The 20,315-nt window shown below is 65.0% G+C and carries 15 protein-coding genes and 1 pseudogene; 12 read left to right on the plus strand and 4 right to left on the minus strand.

The window, feature by feature from the left end; translation table 11 throughout:
• Nucleotides 1-72: 72 nt before the first annotated feature.
• Together J0I43_RS06410 and J0I43_RS06415 are read left to right on the plus strand one after the other, a co-directional pair.
• On the plus strand, nucleotides 73-1,146 hold the full coding sequence (locus J0I43_RS06410; protein ID WP_292860799.1) for a DUF418 domain-containing protein: 1,074 nt from the start codon (nucleotides 73-75) through the stop codon (nucleotides 1,144-1,146).
• A gap of 89 nt (nucleotides 1,147-1,235) precedes the next feature.
• Nucleotides 1,236-1,811, plus strand: coding sequence for a peptide deformylase (locus J0I43_RS06415; protein ID WP_292860801.1), 576 nt, complete (start codon nucleotides 1,236-1,238; stop codon nucleotides 1,809-1,811).
• Nucleotides 1,812-2,087: 276 nt separating this feature from the next.
• Here J0I43_RS06415 and J0I43_RS06420 read toward each other — a convergent pair whose 3' ends face one another.
• Nucleotides 2,088-2,588, minus strand: a complete 501-nt coding sequence (locus J0I43_RS06420; protein WP_292861992.1) for a hypothetical protein — start codon at nucleotides 2,586-2,588, stop codon at nucleotides 2,088-2,090.
• Nucleotides 2,589-2,628: 40 nt separating this feature from the next.
• Nucleotides 2,629-3,015: pseudogene (locus J0I43_RS06425) on the minus strand (DNA cytosine methyltransferase); the annotation flags it as partial.
• 222 nt (nucleotides 3,016-3,237) lie between these two features.
• Between J0I43_RS06425 and J0I43_RS06430 the strand changes: the two are divergent.
• Nucleotides 3,238-4,086: a hypothetical protein gene (locus tag J0I43_RS06430; RefSeq protein ID WP_292860804.1), complete on the plus strand. Its 849-nt coding sequence runs from the start codon at nucleotides 3,238-3,240 to the stop codon at nucleotides 4,084-4,086.
• A gap of 184 nt (nucleotides 4,087-4,270) precedes the next feature.
• Here the strand turns inward: J0I43_RS06430 and J0I43_RS06435 are convergent, their stop codons facing one another.
• Nucleotides 4,271-5,152 (minus strand): hypothetical protein, encoded by an 882-nt coding sequence (locus tag J0I43_RS06435; RefSeq protein WP_292860807.1) that lies wholly within the window; start codon nucleotides 5,150-5,152, stop codon nucleotides 4,271-4,273.
• 74 nt (nucleotides 5,153-5,226) lie between these two features.
• Between J0I43_RS06435 and mobF the strand changes: the two genes are divergently transcribed.
• The 7 genes from mobF to J0I43_RS06470 all read left to right on the plus strand — a co-directional run bounded on the left by mobF (nucleotide 5,227) and on the right by J0I43_RS06470 (nucleotide 15,851).
• Nucleotides 5,227-8,775 (plus strand): MobF family relaxase, encoded by a 3,549-nt coding sequence (gene mobF / locus J0I43_RS06440; protein ID WP_292860810.1) that lies wholly within the window; start codon nucleotides 5,227-5,229, stop codon nucleotides 8,773-8,775.
• A 155-nt stretch (nucleotides 8,776-8,930) separates the two neighbouring features.
• Nucleotides 8,931-9,281, plus strand: a complete 351-nt coding sequence (locus J0I43_RS06445; RefSeq protein ID WP_292860812.1) for a sulfate permease — start codon at nucleotides 8,931-8,933, stop codon at nucleotides 9,279-9,281.
• Between the two features lie 32 nt (nucleotides 9,282-9,313).
• Complete coding sequence (locus J0I43_RS06450) at nucleotides 9,314-9,736, plus strand: very short patch repair endonuclease (RefSeq protein WP_292860815.1); 423 nt, start codon at nucleotides 9,314-9,316, stop codon at nucleotides 9,734-9,736.
• Between the two features lie 187 nt (nucleotides 9,737-9,923).
• A complete protein-coding gene (locus tag J0I43_RS06455) occupies nucleotides 9,924-11,753 on the plus strand; it encodes a DNA cytosine methyltransferase (protein ID WP_292860818.1) in 1,830 nt (609 codons plus the stop codon).
• Complete coding sequence (locus J0I43_RS06460; protein WP_292860821.1) at nucleotides 11,750-13,996, plus strand: ATP-binding protein; 2,247 nt, start codon at nucleotides 11,750-11,752, stop codon at nucleotides 13,994-13,996. Before J0I43_RS06455 ends, J0I43_RS06460 begins: the two co-directional genes overlap by 4 nt.
• Nucleotides 13,993-15,090, plus strand: coding sequence for a hypothetical protein (locus J0I43_RS06465; RefSeq protein ID WP_292860825.1), 1,098 nt, complete (start codon nucleotides 13,993-13,995; stop codon nucleotides 15,088-15,090). Before J0I43_RS06460 ends, J0I43_RS06465 begins: the two co-directional genes overlap by 4 nt.
• A 347-nt stretch (nucleotides 15,091-15,437) precedes the next feature.
• Entirely contained in the window at nucleotides 15,438-15,851 is a 414-nt protein-coding gene (locus J0I43_RS06470; RefSeq protein ID WP_292860828.1) for a hypothetical protein, read from the plus strand.
• A 412-nt stretch (nucleotides 15,852-16,263) separates the two neighbouring features.
• On the opposite strand, the gene J0I43_RS06475 is transcribed toward J0I43_RS06470, so the two are convergent.
• Entirely contained in the window at nucleotides 16,264-17,412 is a 1,149-nt protein-coding gene (locus J0I43_RS06475; protein WP_292860831.1) for an ROK family transcriptional regulator, read from the minus strand.
• A gap of 74 nt (nucleotides 17,413-17,486) precedes the next feature.
• Between J0I43_RS06475 and J0I43_RS06480 the strand changes: the two genes are divergently transcribed.
• Nucleotides 17,487-18,764, plus strand: a complete 1,278-nt coding sequence (locus J0I43_RS06480; protein WP_292860834.1) for an MFS transporter — start codon at nucleotides 17,487-17,489, stop codon at nucleotides 18,762-18,764.
• On the plus strand, nucleotides 18,764-20,230 hold the full coding sequence (locus J0I43_RS06485; RefSeq protein ID WP_292860836.1) for a carboxylesterase family protein: 1,467 nt from the start codon (nucleotides 18,764-18,766) through the stop codon (nucleotides 20,228-20,230). Before J0I43_RS06480 ends, J0I43_RS06485 begins: the two co-directional genes overlap by 1 nt.
• The last annotated feature ends 85 nt before the right edge of the window (nucleotides 20,231-20,315 follow it).

Here is a 20,315-nt window from a genome sequence, read left to right on the forward strand (position 1 = left end):
CCGGCGGGTCGCGTACCAATGCCCGATATAGCGAGGGGTTGGGCGCTTTGCCTGATCAGTATCGCGAACATCATGCTCTACCTGCACGGCCGCGAGTACGGCCTGCGGCAGAGAATCCTCCCGGACTCCGCCGCCGACCAGTTCGTCACCTTCTTCACCGTCGCGTTGGTCGACGCACGCGTGTACCCACTCTTCGCACTCCTCCTCGGGTACGGAGTCGCGCGGCAGGTTGCAACGAGAAGCCCCGGTGTTGTGCGGTGGAGAGGCATCGGGCTCATTCTCTTCGGCGCCGTCCACGGCCTGCTGCTCTTTGCCGGCGATGTCCTCGCGCTCTACGGCGTACTGACGCTGATCCTCCTGGGCATCCGAAGAGCATCAGACCGCGGCCTCATCGTCGCAGCAGCCCTTCTCATCCTTCCGACCGCGATGATTCAAGGCCTGGCGCTCGCCGAAGTAGGGCCGACCCTGCAACGCTCGATTCTCTGGTCGATCGGAATCGCTGACCCTTGGGAAGCCCTCGCGTGGCGTCCCCTGGAGTGGGTGATGGGTTTCGCCGGAATGTCGGGGGTCGTCCCCGCTGCACTTCTCGGACTTTGGGCAGGGCGGCGCAACCTGCTTGCCGCCCGGGACATCTCCACTCCTCGATGCTGGGTGCTCGGAATCGCAGGTGTCGCAGTCGGATTCGTTGGGGGTACTCCCGCCGCCGCAGTCGCCGCCAATCTGGATTCCACAACCACCTGGCCTGGTGGCGTCATCATTTCGGTCATCCACGTGGCGACCGGCATCTTCGCCGGAATCGGATACGCCCTGCTCACCCTCGCGCTGTGCCGCTCACAACGCTTCATCACTTCCCGAGTTGCGAACGTGCTATCTGCCGTTGGACAGCGGTCGCTCACGTGCTATCTGCTCCAGAGCATCATCATGGTTCCGCTTTTTCCAGCCTGGACAATCGCTCTCGGTGCGCAGCTTGACACCGTGAGCGCGTTTTCCGCGGCAATACTGGCCTACGTCATCACTGCGCTGGTCGCCGTGGTGCTGCAGATGAACGGGAACATCAAGCCGGCTGAGCAACTGTTGAGACACTTCGCCTACCGTGCGCCGACCGCCGGCGAGAAATCCCGCAAATCGGAGGGCTCACAGACATAGACCCCGGGAGCTCTCGCCAGAAACAGTCGAACGCCTCGAGGAAGCGACCTACGCGCACATTCCTCGCGGCGGGATCATCAGTTCCCACAATGAAGGAGTTGCAGTACATGCCACTGGATCAGTTGATGACGCTGGGTAGCCCGGTGCCTATCGCTCGATGGGGTGAACCGGTGCTTCATCGCCCCTGCGCTCAGGTCACCGATTTCGGACCCGACCTATGGAATCTGCTCTGCACGATGTTTGCGACGAATACGGCGGCGAGCGGCGCAGGTCTAGCTGCACCACAGATCGGCGTCGACCTCGCGGTCTTCGTATTCGATTGTGAGGATGCCTTCGGTCGGCGCCGTCAAGGGCTCGTCTGCAACCCCGCGATCACGCTTGCGGCAGATCCATTCGAGGAAACCGATCTGGAAGGCTGCCTCTCCTACCCCGGAGCGGCCGTTCCGCTGGCTCGGCCAGACTTTGCCATCTGCCGAGGTCAGGATCAGTTCGGCGAACCTATCACCGTGGCCGGCACCGGCACGCTGGCCCGATGTCTGCAACACGAGACGGATCATCTTGGAGGTGTCGTCATGGCCGATCACCTCACGACCGAACAACAACGCGCACTCCAGCGCGAACACAAACTCAACGCGCCCCGCTACCCGATGAGCTGGCCCGCGTAGGGGGCATCGGCGTCCGATTACCAGAACCATCGCCGTCGAGCGAGCCATACTGCCGCGCACCTCGGGCCCCATCTACTTTGCGACCCCCGCGCACTTGGCATGTTCCCCGTAGTGACGCCAACGCGGCGGCGGCATGGAGCGGTAGGACGCCATTGCCTAGAGCGGTGACCTGCTGGTTCGCGGTGAGGCCGTACTCAAGATCAGTGACCCAACAAGCAGGTAGCCCCATCAACCACTCCACGAATCTCGGAGACGGCCGCAGCCCGGTCTTGTCGCTCAGAAGCGCCGGGGCTGGTGCCGCTCGGCCAGTGATGTGCTCCCATTGGGCGATGGCGTCACCATAGCGTCCCCAGCGTTGAAGATGTCCTCGACTAGTGGCCACAGCATCTCTGAACCGTCGTTCCTGCTCAGCGAGCCATCCGGCCCGTTGAGGGCTAGGTCGATGATCTGGTGCGACAGGGCGATGGTTCCCCGGCGCGCACGCACTTGCTCCAGGGTTTCGCCTCCCCGAGTCGAGTCGGTCGCCAGCGGCGTCCGGAACAGCCTCTTGTTGTTTGGCGAGGATGAAGATGCGAAACCTGGAGTGAGGAGCGCCGACAAAGGACGCTGGTAGGCCGATCCATTGCGCGTCATACCGCAGGTCGGCCAGATCGCCGAGCACGGCGCCGGCTGCCCTGAGAGGTCGAGCTGCGGCGTCTCCCAGACCCCACGGGTCGAGTTCCACGTTGCGAAGGGTTGCAGCCTCGGCGGTTGCAGGGTCGGGGTTGCGTTGTTCATGGTCGTCTCCTTCTGTCGGTGCGCGGACGGCCGGGGATGAGAGCAACCCGCGCACGTTCTCGATGACCACGAACCGTGGTTGCAGCGCATCAATCGCGACGGCCATATGGGACCAGAGCCCAGAACGAGTGCCAGGGGCAAGGCCGGCCCGCTTGCCCACCGTCGACACGTCTTGGCAGGGGAAGCCCCCGCACAGGATGTCGATCGGCGGCGCTTGGCTCCAGTCGATCGTGGTGATGTCACCCAGGTTGGGAGCGTCGGGCCAGTGGTGGGAGAAGACGCGGGCGACGTGTTCGTTGAGTTCGGAGAACCAGACGGTCTCGGCGTCGAAGGTGTGCTCGACGGCGAGGTCGAGCCCGCCGTAACCGCTGAACAGAGACCCGGCCCGTAGGCGGTGATCGTTGTTCTCGTCGTTCGATTCGCGCATGAGGACTCCGCCAGATCGGTGATCCCCGGTCCCGTCTCTGTGACTTCTGACCGGGCTGGTCACCTGCCAGGTGCTCGCACCGCCTCCCGTAGCCGTCCCGAGGCAACTGAGGCACGGTTTGGAGCCGTCCTCCCGACCGCCCCTCAGAGGCACCACGCGTCTTGCAGGTCGAGGTGGAGCGGGTCGCGAAGGTGGGCGTGTAAACGGAGATATGGTGCGGCTATGACGAAGCGGCGACCCGGGCGGCAGCCTCCACCGCCCGAGAACAATGAGTGGCTTAGGCGTCTGGACCGTATCTCGGAAGCGGTCGATGCCTGGCGCAAGCGTGCAGAGAATCCGATGTCGCCCGAGCCTGGAAGCTCGCTCGCAGCCGACTCAGTCGACGGATTGAGTGTCGAGAACCCTGTCTGGTACTCGATGTGCATCTCCTCCGAGCACTTGGATTTCGCGATCGATGCCATGCGAGCAACAAGCACGATGTACCCGACGGCCTACATGACCGTTGCGCGGACCGCGTTCGTCGCGGCGGTGAACGCGGTGTGGGTCCTCGCACCGCCAACGCGGCAAGAACGTCGCGAGCGGGCGCTCAGGCTCCGCGCCGACGACCTTCGTGTTCAGGTCACATCCTTCCGCGATATGCAGATCCCGGAAGGCAAACCCGAGGAGGCTCGTACGGGCCTCCTGGAGCAACTGCGCGAGCGGCAAGCCAGCTTGCAGAGGGTCGCGACTGCGCTCGGCCTGCGAGAGGACGTCACGAAGATTCGGTTCCATCAGACCGGGGCGATCGACTGGGTCGCACAGCACATGCACGGCGTCGATGACGACCTCCTCATCGGTGCGACGCAGGCAATCTGGCGATCAGGCAGTGCGGCTGCCCACGCGCAATATCATTTCGGCGTCATGCGACTCGACCGAAATCAGGTCATACGCGAGGAGTCGGGCGGTTCGATCGTGCGGCTACGTGGAGACCTCGACAACGATGTCGGCCCTGCTATCGCAGCGGCGACCATGACCCTGAGCGAAGCATTCCGGCTGTATGACCTCCGGCGCGTAACGCATACCCGTAGCTGAGCGGCTCGGCCACCGAAGGCGTGGAGGGTGATCGTGTTGACCAGCAACTTGGAGCCGGCCGCGGCCGCGGGCGCAATACCTCGCGGATTGCCGCCGCAACTGGAGGCTCATTTGGCGCAACCCTCAGCCTGTGTCTGCAACCCGAACAGGTCACTGAGGAGCTACGCGAGCAACCACCTCGATGTCAACGGGGCCTTCGCAGCCAAGATGGCGCTCGCCGTGCACCGACCGCCGAAGATCGTATCCCGCGGCTGCGCCTCCCAAGTGCCTCGAAGGAATTGTCGCTGAGCGTGAGCTTCTTCGGAACAACGCCCTTGATTGCTTCGAGCTTGCTTCCGACGGCCTCGATGTCCTTGCCAATACGCACGAGCGGATCGACAGGCAACTCGATGCGCTTCTCGACATCGAGGTCGAGTACAAACGTTTCGTGGAACGGTTCTGGAGATGCCGTTCCGGTGTACTCGGCTTCGACTTCCCAGCGGCGCGGGATTCCCGACGCGTCGTCAAACAACTCAGGCACTTGACCCAGGAACCAGATGTATGTGTTGCCCGGATTGAGCGTACGAAAGCTCACGTTGCCGCTGAACGTCTCGTTGACCTCAGCGAAATGTGCGTTCATCATTCCAGGTTTGAAGAATTTCTCCAGGGAAGTGAACGGCGGGCTCACGCGCAACCGCACCTCGTGGGCCGGACTCACCCCGATGTTTCGTACGGCGATATGAAGCGTGCCCTCTGCCGGTGCACCGCGGTTCTTTCGAACGAAACGAGTGGGTTCCAGGGCGACCTGGACCCTCGGTCGGACGGCTTCGACGTTGACCTGGCGCGCCAGTTCGTTCGATGCGATCAGCGCCTTGTTCGACTGATCCACCTGACGAATCTGATACCAAGCGAACCCCAACGCAACCAGAGCTGACGCTCCGAATATGGCAGACCATTCTTCGGCGGTCGGCATGTTGGGGAACCGCCACCACGAGCCCCATATCGCGACGCTGACAGAGAACAGCCCGAACGCAACCACTACGACAGCAGCAACCGACAAGACAATGCGTGCGGCCGGGTTCTTCACCTCCCCAACTTTATCGGCGGCGACCTGCGGCCACTGTGATGCTTACGTCGGTTGTACCGCGAACACCTACGTGTATGACCGTTTCGATGCGGGTGATGAGCGCTGGCGATGGCTACAAGTACCTGCTCCGCACGGTCGCCGCTGGCGACGGTGACAGGTCACTCTCGACCCCGTTGACGAGGTATTACGCCGAGGCGGGCAGCCCGCCGGGTCGCTGGCTCGGCGCGGGGGTCGCAACGCTGGGCGGGGTGATCGTGGAAGGTGATCGGGTCTCCGAATCCCAGCTCCAGCTTCTTGTGGGGATGGGCCGGCACCCTGTCACCGGCGATCCGCTCGGCCTGGCGTATCCCGCGTACAAGACCGTGGCGGAGCGCGTCGCGGAGCGCACCGCGGCGCTCGATCCCGGCCTCGGGCCGACCTCGCGTGCCGAGGCGGTCGCGCAGATTGAAGCCGAAGAAGCGGGGCGGGGGACGAGGCGCGCCGTCGCCGGGTACGACTTCACCTTCTCAATCCCGAAGTCCGCATCAGTGCTGTGGGCAGTCGCGGACGCGGGCACGCAGGCGCTCATTGCCGAGGCGCATCATGCGGCGGTTGCGGAGGTGGTTGCGTTCATGGAACGGGAGGTTGCAGCCACCCGCACCGGCGCAACCGCACGCGGTGGAGCCGTTGCACAGGTAGATGTCCGTGGCCTGGTCGCCACGGCGTTTGACCACTACGACTCCCGGGCTGGAGATCCGCACCTGCACACTCATGTCGTCATCTCGAACAAGGTGCAGACCGTCCTGGACGGCAAGTGGCGCTCCCTCGACGGCCGGCCCATGCACGCCGCGACGGTCGCGCTCTCCGAGCTGCACGAGGCCGTGCTCGCCGACCACCTCACGAGGTCGTTCGGTGTCTCCTGGGAGTCCCGCGAGATGGGCCGGGACCGCAATCCGGCGTGGGCGGTGGCGGCCGTGCCGGAGGAGCTGGTGGCCGAGTTCTCCTCCCGATCCCGGCACATCGACGCGGAGAAGAACCGGCTCATCGCCGAGTATGTCGACAAGCACGGCCGTCAGCCTTCGACGGCAACGATCATCAAGCTCCGCGCCCAAGCCACCCTCACCACCCGCCCAGAGAAGCAGGTTCGGTCGCTGGCTGACCTGACCGCCGAATGGCGGCACCGCGCCGGCCGCATCCTCGGCATGGACGCGACCTCCTGGACGCGGGACGTGACCGCGAACGACGCACCGCTGCTGCTGCGCGCCGACGACATCCCGCTGGACGTGATCGCATCTCTCGGCCAGTCGGTCGTGGAGGTGGTGGGCGAGAAGCGGTCGACCTGGCGACGGTGGAATCTCACCGCCGAGGCGGCTCGGCAGACGATGGGCTACCGGTTCGCCTCCACCGTGGATCGGGAAGCGGTTGTCGGCCTGGTCGTAGATGCCGCCGAGGCCGCGTCGCTGCGGCTCACGCCGCCGGAGCTCGCGTCGAGCCCGGTGGCGTTCCGCCGTCCGGATGGCACTTCGGTGTTCCGGCCGAAGCACTCGACGGTGTTCTCATCCGAAGTCCTGCTGGCCGCCGAAGACCGTCTCCTCGAGCGCGCCCGCATGAGGACCGGCCCGACCGTGCCGCTGGCGACGGTGGAGCGGATCGCCGCCAGATCCGACCGGGACGGGCGAGTGCTCGGCGACGATCAAGCCGCCGCGCTCGCGTCGGTCGCCGTGTCTGGTCGCGTCGTCGATGTTCTGGTCGGCCCGGCCGGAGCAGGGAAGACCACCGCGATGTCCGCGTTGCGGCGGGCATGGGAGCACGAGCACGGCCAAGGCTCGGTGCTCGGGCTGGCGCCGTCTGCGGTCGCTGCGCAGGTCCTCGCTGACGACCTGGGGATCGCGACGGAGAACACCGCGAAGTGGTGGGAGGTCCATCAACGCACCGGCCAGTCGTTCCGCACGGGTCAGCTCGTGATCGTGGACGAAGCCTCCCTCGCCGGCACGCTGTCCCTGGACCGGATCACCGCGCTGGCGGCCGAGGCGGGAGCGAAGGTGCTGCTCGTCGGCGACTACGCGCAACTCCAGTCCGTCGACGCCGGCGGCGCGTTCTCCCTCCTGGCCCACGACCGGGACGATGCGCCCGAGTTGGTCGACATCCACAGGTTCACGAACCCGTGGGAGAAGACCGCATCACTCGGCCTGCGGTATGGACGCACCGAAGTCCTCGATATCTACCTCGACCACGACCGCATCCAGGGAGGGGAGACCGAGGCGATGATTAACGCCGCGTACGAGGCCTGGCGTGCCGACCGGCTCGCGGGGAGGGCGAGCGTGCTGGTCAGCGACTCGAACGAATCCGTCCTCGCGCTCAACCAGCGTGCCCGCACCGATCTGATCCTTCACGGCACGGTGAACGCGCTGCGCGAGGTCGAGTTGCACGACGGCACCCGCGCCGCGGCCGGGGACACGGTGATCACCCGCCGCAACGACCGCCGCCTACGTGCCGACCGGTCCTGGGTCCGCAACGGCGACAGATGGACCGTCACCGACATCCGAGACGACGGCTCTGTCACACTCCGCCGCGCCGGGCACAGATGGGGCGGGTCGGTCGTAATCCCGGCGGACTACGCGGCCGAACACCTCGACCTCGGGTACGCGGTGACCTCCTACCGGGCACAGGGCATCACCGTGGACACCTCGCACGTCCTTGTCGACCCATCCATGACGCGGGAGAACCTGTACGTCGCGCTCACTCGTGGCCGGGACGCGAACCTCGCCTACGTCGCCATCGACAAGCCTGACGACTCCCACCAGGGGCCGCACCCCGGCGACAACACTGACGCCACCGCCCGCTCCGTGCTGTTCGGGGTGCTCCAGCACGGCGGCGCCGAGCTCTCCGCCCACGAGACCATCACCGCCGAGCAGGACGCCTGGGCGAACATCGGCCAACTCGCCGCGGAGTACGAGACAATCGCCGCCGCAGCCCAACGCGACAGATGGGCGAACCTCGTTCGCGCATCCGGACTCACCGACGACGACGCGGACGTTGCGATCAGCTCGCCGGCATTCGGCGCATTGGCTGCTGAGCTGCGCCGCGCGGAGGCCAACCACCACGACATCGAGACCCTGCTACCGCGACTCGTACGAGTGCGCGGATTCTCGGATGCCGATGACATCGCCGCCGTCCTCCACCATCGCGTCACTCGCGCCACCGCCCGCCCCGCCGGGTCCGGCCGCGCCCGCAAGATGCCCCGGCTGATTGCCGGTCTCATCCCCGAAGCCACCGGCACCATGAGCGGCGAGTTCCGGCAGGCGCTCACCGAACGACGCGACCTCATCGAGACCCGCGCCGCCGCCCTCCTCGACACTGCGCTCACCGAACAGCGGGGATGGACGAAGGCGCTCGGAGCCCCGCCGAAGGACGCCAAGACCGCCGCGACCTGGCGCCGCCTGGCCCGCACGGTCGCCGCGTACCGCGACCGCTACGGCATCGCGGACCCGGCGCCACTCGGGGCGCCGGCCGAGAACGATGCACAGAAGATCGAGGCCGCCCGCGCCCGCGCCGCCCTTGATCGGGCACGCGACCTCGTGCGAGGGCCGGGGGAGGAGCCGCAGCGGCGGCACGGGCGGGAGCCGGTGCGCCGCTCTCTGTGAACGAGTGCGCTTCCCGATGTCAGGGCCGAGCCGTACAGTGGATGACGAGGCGGCCTCTATATTGGCGCTGTCGCTCCCCGCGACGGTATGACCCCCCGCAGCAGTGGGTGGTCCTTTCAGGTTCTTGTCGTCGAACTCCTGAGAGGACTATGCACATGTTCCGACTCATCTGGGCGGCCAGCGTACGCACCCACAGCATCCTCAGCTACGCGCCCACCAACCTCCTGCTCGCCGTCACCCGCACCCGCCGCGGACTGCGCTGGGGCATCCCAGCGATGCTCCTCGCAATCCCATACCTGCTCGCCGCCCACTGGTGCGTCACGACCATCGAGGCCGGTGGGCCTGGGTGGCTCAACCTTCTGGTGCTGTTGTGCGGGTGGAACTCGATCAAGCTGATCCTGAACGGACCGATCACCGCGGTCCTGCTCATCCGCACCAAGATCCGTGAGCGTGCCAGGCTTCGCCGCGCATGCCAGGCTGAACGTGTGACTCGTCTCGCCGCATAGAGAGAACAGCAGAACGGACATAACCTTGAGACATGGGCGACTCCTGGGCGTCTAGCCTCGCGGCACGCAAGACGATGCTGGGAAACCGCGGTCGCGATACCAAGCCTGAGCTCGCTGTGCGGCATCTTGTGCACGCACAAGGGCTGCGTTACCGCGTCAACGCGCGACCAGAGATCGGAATCCGACGGACCGCCGATCTGCTCTTCACTCGTATGCGCGTGGTCGTCTTCATCGACGGCTGCTTCTGGCACAAGTGTCCGACCCACTTCTCGATGCCAGTCACAAACCAGGAGTTCTGGCGCGAGAAGATCGACGGAAACGAGCAACGAGACAGACAAACGACGACCCTGCTGGAGGATCGTGAATGGCTCGTACTGCGTTTTTGGGAGCATGAGGACCCGGTGTCGGTGGCGGATCGTATCGTCAGAGAGATACGAGACCGACCCCACCGGTAGGCCCCAGACTGCCCTCCGCCCAGGCGTGGCTAACCAGTGATCCACCGTGGCGCGGTCAGTCGTGCCTCTGTTCACGCACCGGTAAGGTAGTGGGAGGTGGCGTGTCGGCTCGGCGAGTCGCGCGCCACGACGACGTTGGTCGTGTTCTCCTGGAGGTGGACGTCTAGACGGGAAGGAGCGCTGGAGCTTGGCGACATACGCAGTAAAGCTGGAGCGTTCAGTGCCGCTCGTCCTCCCGAGGCACCCGGACGCACCAGGCGACGACAGCTTCGAGGAGTGGTGTCGGCGAGAGAAGTCCTCCGGGCGTCCCCTCGCCGTTGACCTCTTCTCTGGCGCGGGAGGTCTTGGAGCGGGCGTCGAGGCTGCAGGGTGGACGGTCGTAGCTGCGGTCGATCATGATACTGCGGCACTGGAGACACACCGAGCCAACTTCCGGGGCAAAGCACTCGAAGTCGACATGGCTGAGCCATCCCAGGTGGCCGCGCTCATCGAGAACCTCCGCCCGCTTGGGATTGACCTCGTAGCCGGAGGCCCTCCATGTCAGCCTTTCAGCCGTGCTGGACGGGCGAAGATTCGCAGCCTCATCAACGACGGCGTGCGCGACGAGATCGACGCCCGGAAGGAACTGTGGCGGTCGTTCATCGATGTTGTCTTGGCACTGAAACCGCGCGCAGTTCTCATGGAGAACGTCCCCGACATGGCGATCGGCGATGACCTCGTCGTCATCAGGGCGATCGCCGACATCCTCGAAAGCGCCGGATACGTTGTCGACTATCGGCTCCTTGACGCATGGCGTCACGGAGTCCCGCAGCATCGCAAGCGCTTCATCCTCCAGGCACGCAATGATGGGGCTCTGCCGGCTTGGCCCACACCTATGGAGCACCGCCCGACCGTCCGTGATGCGATCGAGGATCTTCCTTCGCTCGACGAAACCACCGGTGCGCGCGAACTGCCCTACATGGGCCAACCATTCAGCGCGCTGGCCAAGACCCTCCATGACGACGACGCGGACATCATCTACGACCACATGACACGTCCGGTGCGGGACGATGACCGCGAGGCGTTCCAGCTCATGACCTCCTCAACCCTGTACTCGGACCTCCCTGAGCACCTGCGCCGATATCGCTCCGACACCTTCAACGACAAGTACAAGCGCCTCGACTGGGACGACCTGAGTAGGACGATCACGGCTCACATCGCCAAAGACGGCTACTGGTACATCCATCCACAGGAACACCGCACACTCACCGTCCGCGAAGCGGCACGTATCCAGACCTTTCCAGACAGCTTCCGCTTCGCAGGGACCCGCAGTGACGCATTTCGACAGATCGGCAACGCAGTCCCGCCAGCACTGGGCCGGACCGTCGCAGAGGCGATCCTGCCCCTCGCGGAGCCGCACGAGGAGCAGCCCAGACTTCCCGATCTGCGCCGGAGGCTGTCGCTGTGGGCCGTCGAGCAGAGACAGACGGCATGGTGGCTCTACCCTGGGCCGGACATGACGGCCGCTGCTGCCGCGGTCGCCGCTCTGCTTGACATGCACCGACTTCCTGCTGCAACCGCCGCGTCGCTCATGGAACCGCTCCGAGGCGTTCCGGACCTCTCCGTCGAGTCGCTCCAGCACATCGAAGTGCACACGCTCAGCAAGACCCGCAGGGACGCTGTAAGGCAGCTTCGAGGCATCGTCCGCGAGAGCCCGTCTGTGGACTGGACACCGCGCGTTGCAGCCATGCTCGGCGACGCACAGCACCGCGTGTTCTCGCTATTACGCGGTGGCAACGAACTTCTTGTCAACGAGCACGTCAGCAAAGTCGTGACCCTCCTGATGGAGCTGCCCGAAGGGCACACCGGTCTGCGGACTGACATCAAGGTTGCGCTCGCACAACTGGTCTCCGGCGGCGACGAAGCTGCATTGAGGATGTGCGCGATCCGTGCGATCACTGTCTCCGAGGCGCGCGCCCGAATCCTCGACCCCGCCACTCCACACCCAGCAGAGTCCAGGGGAGAGCGAGTCTCATGAGTGCCGATGTCCAGCAGGCCGTGAGCCATGAACCCTCGGGCAGTGGCGCGCTCCGTCCCAAGGCGCGGCTGCTCCGGACACTTGGCAGCGACCTGATCAGCAGCGACAAGGTCGCTCTGATCGAACTGGTCAAGAACTCCTACGACGCCGACGCCAGCGTTGTTCTCATTCGCTTCCACGGCCCGCTGGAGGAAGGGAAGGGTCGCATCGAGGTATGGGATGACGGCCACGGCATGGACGTCGCCACACTCCAACGCTCGTGGCTCGACATCGCGACCGACACCAAGAGACGACGCCCTCGCAGCGACAGAGGTCGACGAGTGCTCGGCGAGAAGGGCATCGGTCGACTCGCCGCGGCCCGGCTCGGGCACGAGATGATGCTCGTCACCAGGATGACCAATGCTGACGAGGTCAAACTCCTGATCGACTGGACGGACTTCGATCGCGAGGACGCGTACCTCGATCAGATCGAGGTCGCCTGGGAAGTCGGAGCACCCGACGTCTTCTCTGACTCCGGCGCAGCCATTGACACCTTCTCCGCAGCCGAAAACGAGACCTGGCACCACGGCCGCGGGACCGTAGTCCAGATTGACCGCCTTTCTCGTGCGTGGGATCGCGAGGACCTTCTTGAACTGCGCACGGCGCTGACGCGGCTAATACGGCCCCGTCCTGGCACAGTGTCAAGCCTCGCGAGTGCAGAAGATGCCGAGCCCGATTTCCAGGTGATCCTGGAACTGGTTGACGTCGAGGAGGGACTAGAAGACCTCGCTGGTCCGATCGAGCCATCGTCTGAACTCCAGACCCCTCACTACAGCCTCACCGGCTTCGTGGATGCCCAGGGGTCCGCCACGCTTCGCTACGCACAACAGGACCCTCCGCTGGAGGAGGATATCGGCGTCAAACAGTTGTGGACCGATGAGAAGCGCTCCCCACATGCAGGACCCTTCGACTTCGAGATCAATGTCTGGGACCGAGACAAGACAGCCATCCAGCGGACCCTCCAGGAGACCGGTGCCGAGAGTGCAGCGCCCAGCGCGAAGGACTTGAAGGGCTTCCGTGACACGCTTAGCGAGGTTGCCGGTGTCAGCATCTATCGAGATGGCTTTCGAGTCCTTCCATTCGGTGAAAGCGGCGATGACTGGCTCGGGCTCGACCTGCGACGCGTCCAGACGCCGACCCGTCGGGTGTCGAACAACCAGATCATCGGTCACGTCTTCATCGGTGCCGACACGAACGAAGGACTCAAGGACCAGTCGAACCGCGAGGGCATACTTGCTGGCACCGCCTACTCGGACCTCCAGACGCTGGTGAAAGCTGCTCTCGTTGAGCTTGAGACGCGACGCTATGCCGCGCGCCACCCCAAGAAGGAGCCCGGGGAGAGCAAGGGTGGCCTATTCGAGCGGTTCGACCTTGGGGAGATTCGCACCGCCTTGGCCCAGAGCTACCCTGGCGACAAGCGTCTCATCGGACTCATCGACGACAAGAACCGCGACATCCAAGAAGGAGTAACCGAGGTTCAGAACGTCTTGTCGCGATACTCCCGACTTGCCACTCTCGGGGCACTTATTGATCGAGTCCTCCACGATGGCCGAACCGTGGTGACACGACTCAAGAACATCGCGCGATTTGGTGCTCGCGACCTCGACAAGAAGAACCTCACCGACAGCGAGAAAGTCACGATCGCTGCGACAGCCATGTCGGACACGACGACCCAAGCCGATCTGCTCTCCTCTCTCTTTAAGCAGATCGAACCCTTCGGCGGCCGCAAGCGCGGACGACCCAAGGAAATCAGCACCAGCGACGTCATCGACAAGGCAATCTCAATCCTCCAGCAGGAAGCCGACGATCGCGGCGTTGACTTGGTTCGAGAGGGTGACCCAGTCGCCGTGAAACTCGATGAAGCTGAAATGTTGACAGTCCTCATCAATCTCATCCAGAACGCCATCTACTGGACCTCAACTCAGCCAAAGGGGACCGAGCGGAAGGTGATCGCAGCCGCCCGACTGAACGATGACTCCTCATTGAGCCTCGTTGTGAGCGACTCTGGACCCGGGGTGGCGGAGGGGGTCCGTGGGCACATTTTCGACCCCTACTTCTCCAGCAAGCCGGAAGGCGTGGGGCTCGGCCTGAGCATCGTAGGAAACCTCGTCGAGGACATCTACGAAGGCCAGCTCATTCTTGTTGACGAAGGTCCTCTCGACGGCGCGACTTTCGAGGCCACCTTCAGGAGGCGGGTCCAATGAAGAAGAAGGTACGCGTCCTCATCATCGAGGACAAGGCTGACCTCGCCGCAGACGCGAGGCGCGAGATTGAAGACGCTTTCGAAGAGAGCGACGAGATCGAAGTTGAAGTCTCGGTAGAGACAGATTTCGACAGGGGATTCGCACGCGTCCGTGCGCGTGAAAGCGACGTGGTCGTGTTGGATGTCCGTCGCGACGCCTCTGAGTCTGTGACAGAGGACGACACTGCTGGGCAAGCTGTCTATCGGGACATCAAGGAAGCCTGTTTCGCGCCGGTTGTGTTCTGGACGGCTCTACCCGAAAAGGTAAATCATGAGCAGATGAGTCCCTTGGTGACGGTGGTTACCAAAGAGGAGACGGTCAAGCTTCCGGCCGCTATTCAAGCAGCCGTTGCAAGCGGAGCGCTGACCACGATCAGCGATATTGAACAGCATGCCGCGGACGTACTCCGAAAGCACATGTGGACGGAACTTGCCCCGAACTGGGCGGAGTACACCGGAGACACTGACTCCGCGGGCATCACTCAAGTGCTACTCAGTAGGCTCGCTCGAATCCTTGACGAGGATCGTGACCAGACGTTCACGACTCACCCGAGCCATCGCTACGTGTATCCACCCGCATCGGACCGCCGATCACCCGGTGACGTACTTCGCGCAACGGACCAGACCTGGTGGGTAGTTCTTACGCCTGCATGTGACTTCGAGCAGGACAAGGTCGATTACGTTCTTCTCGCCAAGGCCAGCCCACTTGCGGAGCACCCGAAGTATCAGAGGTGGGCGAGCGCGAACGCTGGCAGTAATAACGAGAAGGACCGTTGGAAGAGCCTGGATCAGGATGTCCTCAGGGCGACGCACGGGAGGTTCCACTTCCTCCCTGCGTTCCGCGAGATCCCAGATTTGGTGATCGACCTAGAGAACGTGAGGGCGGTCGAGGTTGACGCGCTGGACCACTTCGCCTGGGTTGCATCACTCGTCAGTCCGTTTGCTGAGGCATTGCTGGTGCAGCATAGCCACGTCCGTGGACGCATCGGAGTGCCCGACCTCGATTCTGAACGTGTCAAGCAGCGCCTATTGGGCGGTCAGCCGGCGGCCAGCTGACTCGGCTGAGTGGACCAATCAAGTGACCAACCGCGTGCAAACCCTGCAAAACGTGACGTGCGAAGCGCGATCCTGAAACGCAAAACCCCAGGTCAGGTGGGTTATGAGCCCTACTCCTACCACCTGGGGGTCAAGGGGTCGCAGGTTCAAATCCTGTCATCCCGACCGGAGAAAGCCCTGGTGGATCAGACGATCTGCCGGGGCTTTCGCTTTGTCCGAAAGCGCCGAGGACTCCGAAGAGACTCTGGAGCGTCAGCATTAGAGCGCTCTCATCGCCGCTGTCATATGGCGTGTCGAGGGGAGATATCTGTGCCCGCGCAGGTGGCCAGCCGCTCGACAAGGTAGATATGGCTGCTGCGCTCGGCATCAGCCCTGGCGGTTCTAGTTTGCGGACGCAGGGGTTCGCGTCGAGCGCCTACGGACTGACCGGAGGTGGCTTCCAATCGGCGTTCTCGATGGCGCCACTTGAAGACGCGATGCCCTCGCCGACATCGCAGGAGGAACACGATGAAGCGCTCGTAAAGACTGCGCTCAAGCCTGAGCTTTTCACAAAGCTCTTCGAGGCATACACGGGGAAGAAGTATCCCGAGACGCAGTTCCTCGTGAGCGCACTCAAGCGCAACTTCGACGTGGCGGACGGTCAGGCCGAGGCGTGCGCGGACATCTTCACCAAGAACATGAAGTTCGTAGGTTTGCTGCGCGACACAAGGGGTGGCATTTGGCTTGTCGAGCGCCCGACGCGGGAACTGCCGGGGTGCTGAGCAGTGAGGGCTCTTCGGATCGTGAGGACGAGGCTGACGAGAAAGAGGCGGAAGAGGCAATCGAGATCCCGCGTGACGCTCTCACTCCGCCGTCTGCCGAACCGCAGCGCTCAAAGCGCCCAAATAAGCTGTTCGGTGGGTCTGCATGGTCGGCTCAGACGGCGACCGCGCAGCGGAACTCGCGCCATCCGGGCAGGTTCTGGGGGGCGGGCTGCGCCGGGCTCGAACCCGCGATGCGCACCGAGAGTGCAACGCCGCCGTCCGTCAGGTCCCGTGGTGACGACTGAGGCAGGGCAAGTCGGCACCGGCAATCCGCCGAGGCCGTCACCCTTTCGATGCCGAACTGACAATTCTCTTCGGGCAGAACGGCTCGGGAAAGACCGGGTAATCGCGGAACATACCGCGGGGTGGATCAGTCGGCTGAGGCGGCGCGTGCAATCGCAGCCGACAGTCCCAGGGTGTGGGCGCGGAGAAGCGCGCCCTCGATGACGGCGTCTGCGCCGTACGTCCCTCGCGTGACCGCGGAGGCGCGGCCACTGACGACTTCGGGAGTCAGCCACGGCGTCAGCCGTGCGCCGGTCCCCGTCAGGATGATGCGCTCCGTGCCGATGAGTGCCGCCGCGGTATCCGCCAGCGCTCCGAGTCCGACAGCTGCCCGATCAAGTCCCCGCAGCAGGTCCGGGTCGCCGTCTGCGGCGCGGACGACGATCTTCTCCACGACTCCCGCGGTGCCCTCCGCCGGTGGGCTCCAAGAGGGGGCGCCGGCCCCGGCCGCGATTGCAGCCAGCGAAGCAACCGTCTCGAGGCATCCGCGGTTGCCGCAGGGGCAGCGCACGCCGTCACGAACCACCGGGGCGTGTCCGAGGCCCGGCCACGAAGGAGGCTGCTGGAGAAGGTGTCCTCCCGCAACGATCCCGCCCCCGATCCCCGCCTCGATGAGGACGACCGCTACGTTGTCGACTTTGGGGGCGGTCTGCGCTGTCCACTCTGCGAGCGTCGCGAGCTGGCCGTCGTTCTCGACCTGCACCTCGGTGCGGAGCGCGTGCGCGAGGTCGCCGCGCAGTGTGTCGACCGGCTCGGCCTCCCACCTCATCTCCATCGAGCGCAGGCTGCCGCTGTCCTCGATGCCGGGGAAGGCGACGACGGTGCTCAGCAGTCGCTCGCCGGGGTCGCCGCCGAGAAGGGACGCCAGCCCGTCGCGGATGGTCGCGCTCACTGATGCGATCGCGCGGTCGTCGACGGCGACGGTCGCGCGCGCCACTTCCGCCCCGTTCAAGGAACGGGCGTGAATGACGATCGACGTCCCGTTGATCTGGGCGGCGGCAACGGCAGTGCGGGCATCCGCGAGCCTGAGGAGCCGTTGAGGTCGCCCTCGGCCGCCCGGTCGCAGGCTCTCCGCCTCGACGAGGCCGGTGTCGATCAGGCGTCCGAGCAGCGCGCTCACGGCGCCGGTTGCGAGCCCGGAGGCGTCGACGAGATCCGACTGGGTGATCTCTCCCGCGCCGTCGATCGCGCGGAAGACGCGGAGGAGGTTCCGCTGAGTGGCCGCCCCTGGCGTCATGGTTGCGATCCTGACCGGTCACGCATTATCTTCATAACTTGAAAGTAATCCCATCTGACAACGAGGTCGCTCACATGACTGCTTCACACACCGATCCACAGCCTGCAGCCGCTCCTGCGGGCGCCGGAACGACGCGCGTCCGCATCCGCTTCATCCTGACATTCTTCCTCGCCAACGCCGGCATGTTCGCGGTGTTCCAGGGCATGCAGCAGATCCTTGTTCCGACCAGGGTCGCGGAGATCGATCCGGAGGGGAAGATCGCCAGTCTCGGCCTGCTCGCCTCTCTCGGTGCGCTGGCGGCCGCACTGGGCAGTCCGCTCTTCGGAGCCCTGTCCGACCGCACGCGCAGCCGCTTCGGACGCCGAGCGCCCTGGATACTCCTCGCCGCGGCCCTCGTTCTCGTGCCGATGGCGTTGATGGCGAACATGACCGATCTCTTCTGGGTTGGTGCCGGATACATCGGGGTCATGCTCACGGCCAGCGCGTTCCAAGCCGCGATCACGGCGGTCATCCCCGATCGAGTGCCCGAGAACCGACGTGGCCTGGTGTCGTCGGTCATCGGCGTTGCGACGTTCGTCGGCGTCCTGTTCGGCATCAATGTCGCGACGGCCTTCCTCGGCGTGCCGATCCTTGCGTACACGCTGGTCGCCTCGCTCCTCGTCGTCGGCGCGATCCTCTTCGTGATCCTCGCACCGGACGCCCCGGCAACGCAGGCGCTGCCTCGCCCCGAGGGAAGCCTCGTCCACCGGGTCGGCCGCTTCTTCTCGGGGCTGCGCGATCACGACCTGGCATGGGCCTTCTGGGCACGCGTGACGATCATGCTCGGGTTCTGGACCGTCTCCACCTACCAGCTCTACACACTCTCCGACTACATCGGCGTCGAGAACCTCCCGGAGCAGAACCCGGCGGTGGCGGTGGCGGTCCTCGGATCGATCAATCTCGTGATCTCGCTGATCAGCACCGTGATCGCAGGGCCGCTCTCAGACAGGGCGAATCGCCGGAAGATCTTCGTCGTCATCGCGTCGGTCGGAATGGGCGTCGCGGCCATCGTCCCTCTCGTCTGGCCGACGTTCCTCGGGATGCTCGTGTACGGGGCGCTCCTGGGCTTCTTCTTCGGTATCTTCACCGCGGTCGATCAAGCGATCATGACGCTCGTCTTGCCTCGTCAGGAGGATGCCGCCCGCGATCTCGGAATGCTGAACGTCGCGACCAGCGGTCCCCAGATCGCTGGCCCCTTCGTCGCAGCCCTGCTGCTGGGCATCTTCGGTGGGTTCCCCGCGCTGTTCATCTTCTCGGCCGTCACCGCGCTCCTCTCCGCCTTCTTCATCCTCCCCATCCGAAAGGTGCGTTGATGCCCTATATCGACCTCGACACCCACGCCGGCACCATCCGCGGCTTCGACGACGGCAGGGTCCGTTCCTTCCTCGGCGTCCCGTACGGCGAAGACGCCGGGGGCGTGCACCGCTTCCACCGCCCCCGACCCGTGGAACCCTGGCAAGGCGTCCGGCCGGCCCTGTCCTTCGGCCCCTCGTGCCCGCAGTTCGATGCTCGGCTGCACTGGAGCCCCCGCGCGATCGAGTTCCATTCGCTCCTCTACCCGCGCGGCGGATGGGCGCTGGAGGGCACCGCCGCCTCCGAGGACTGCCTGCGCCTGAATGTGTGGGCGCCGTCGAATGTCGAGGGTGCCGCAGTGCTGGTCTGGCTCCATGGCGGAGGCTACATGAGCGGGAGCGGCAACGAGATGGCCTTCAACGGCGACCTCCTCGCGGCCGCGGAGGGTGTCATCGTCGTGACGGTGACGCATCGGCTCGGCATCCTCGGGTTCTTGGATCTGCGCGACCACGGGCTCGAAGACTCCGCCGACGCCGGAATGCTCGACATCATCGAAGCGCTCCGATGGGTACGTGCCAACATCGCTGCCCTCGGCGGAGATCCCGCCAAGGTCACCATCGCCGGACAGTCCGGCGGGGGAGGGAAGGTCGCAGCGCTCCGCCGGATGCCGGAGGCCCAAGACCTGTTCTCCGCGACCATCATCATGAGCGGCCCCGCCGAGCGTCCGCAGAGCGTCCAACGCGCGCGCGCGATCGCAACACGGACACTCGACGCATTGGCTGTGCCCGTCGCGCAGCTCGCGTTGCTTCCCGTCGACGACCTGATTCAGGCGCAGAGCGTTGCGCTGGCAGACGGGGCGGACCTCGGAGGAGACGTCGACTTCCCGGCGATGTCCGAGTTCGGATACGGGCCTTCCCTCGACGCCCAGCATCTTCCCGAGGGTCCCGACCTGTGCGCGGCGCCGATGATGATCGGGTGGGCCACGCACGACATGTCATCGCTGTTGCTCGATCAACCCTTCTTCTCGACCGAGCTCGACCCGCAGAGCCTCGCCTCTGTCCTCTCCCCGTCAGGCCCTTCGAACCCGGACGCTGTACCCGCGACATCCTCGCCCGCGCCTGTCGAGGAACCTGCCCACCTGGTCCTCGCCCGCGCGCTGAGCGCGCACGCGTTCGCGGCGCCCTCCCTCCGCATCGCGGACCAGGTGTCCTCGACCGCACCCGTCTGGGTGTACGAGTTCACCCAGACCACAGAGGTGATGGATGGTCTTCTCGGGGCATGCCACAGTCTCGATCTTGCCTATGTCTTCGGAACTGTCGACCGCATTCCGCTCACCGGCACGAGCGATGAGACCGGCCGGATGTCGCGGAGGATGATGCAACTGTGGGGGAGCTTCGTGCGTGAGCACACGCCTGCGGAGGCCGGGTGGTCCCCGTGGGATCCGAGCGGACGGCACGTGCATCGCATTCCGGTGGCGACGGCGTGAACGCCGCCGGACGAGGGGGTGCGGGCCGGTGATCGCCAGGGGAGCGAGTAAGCGGCGGGATGCTAAAGTCGCGAGCATCTCGCCA

The sequence above is a fragment of the Microbacterium sp. genome (assembly GCF_017305435.1).
Lineage (GTDB): Bacteria > Actinomycetota > Actinomycetes > Actinomycetales > Microbacteriaceae > Microbacterium.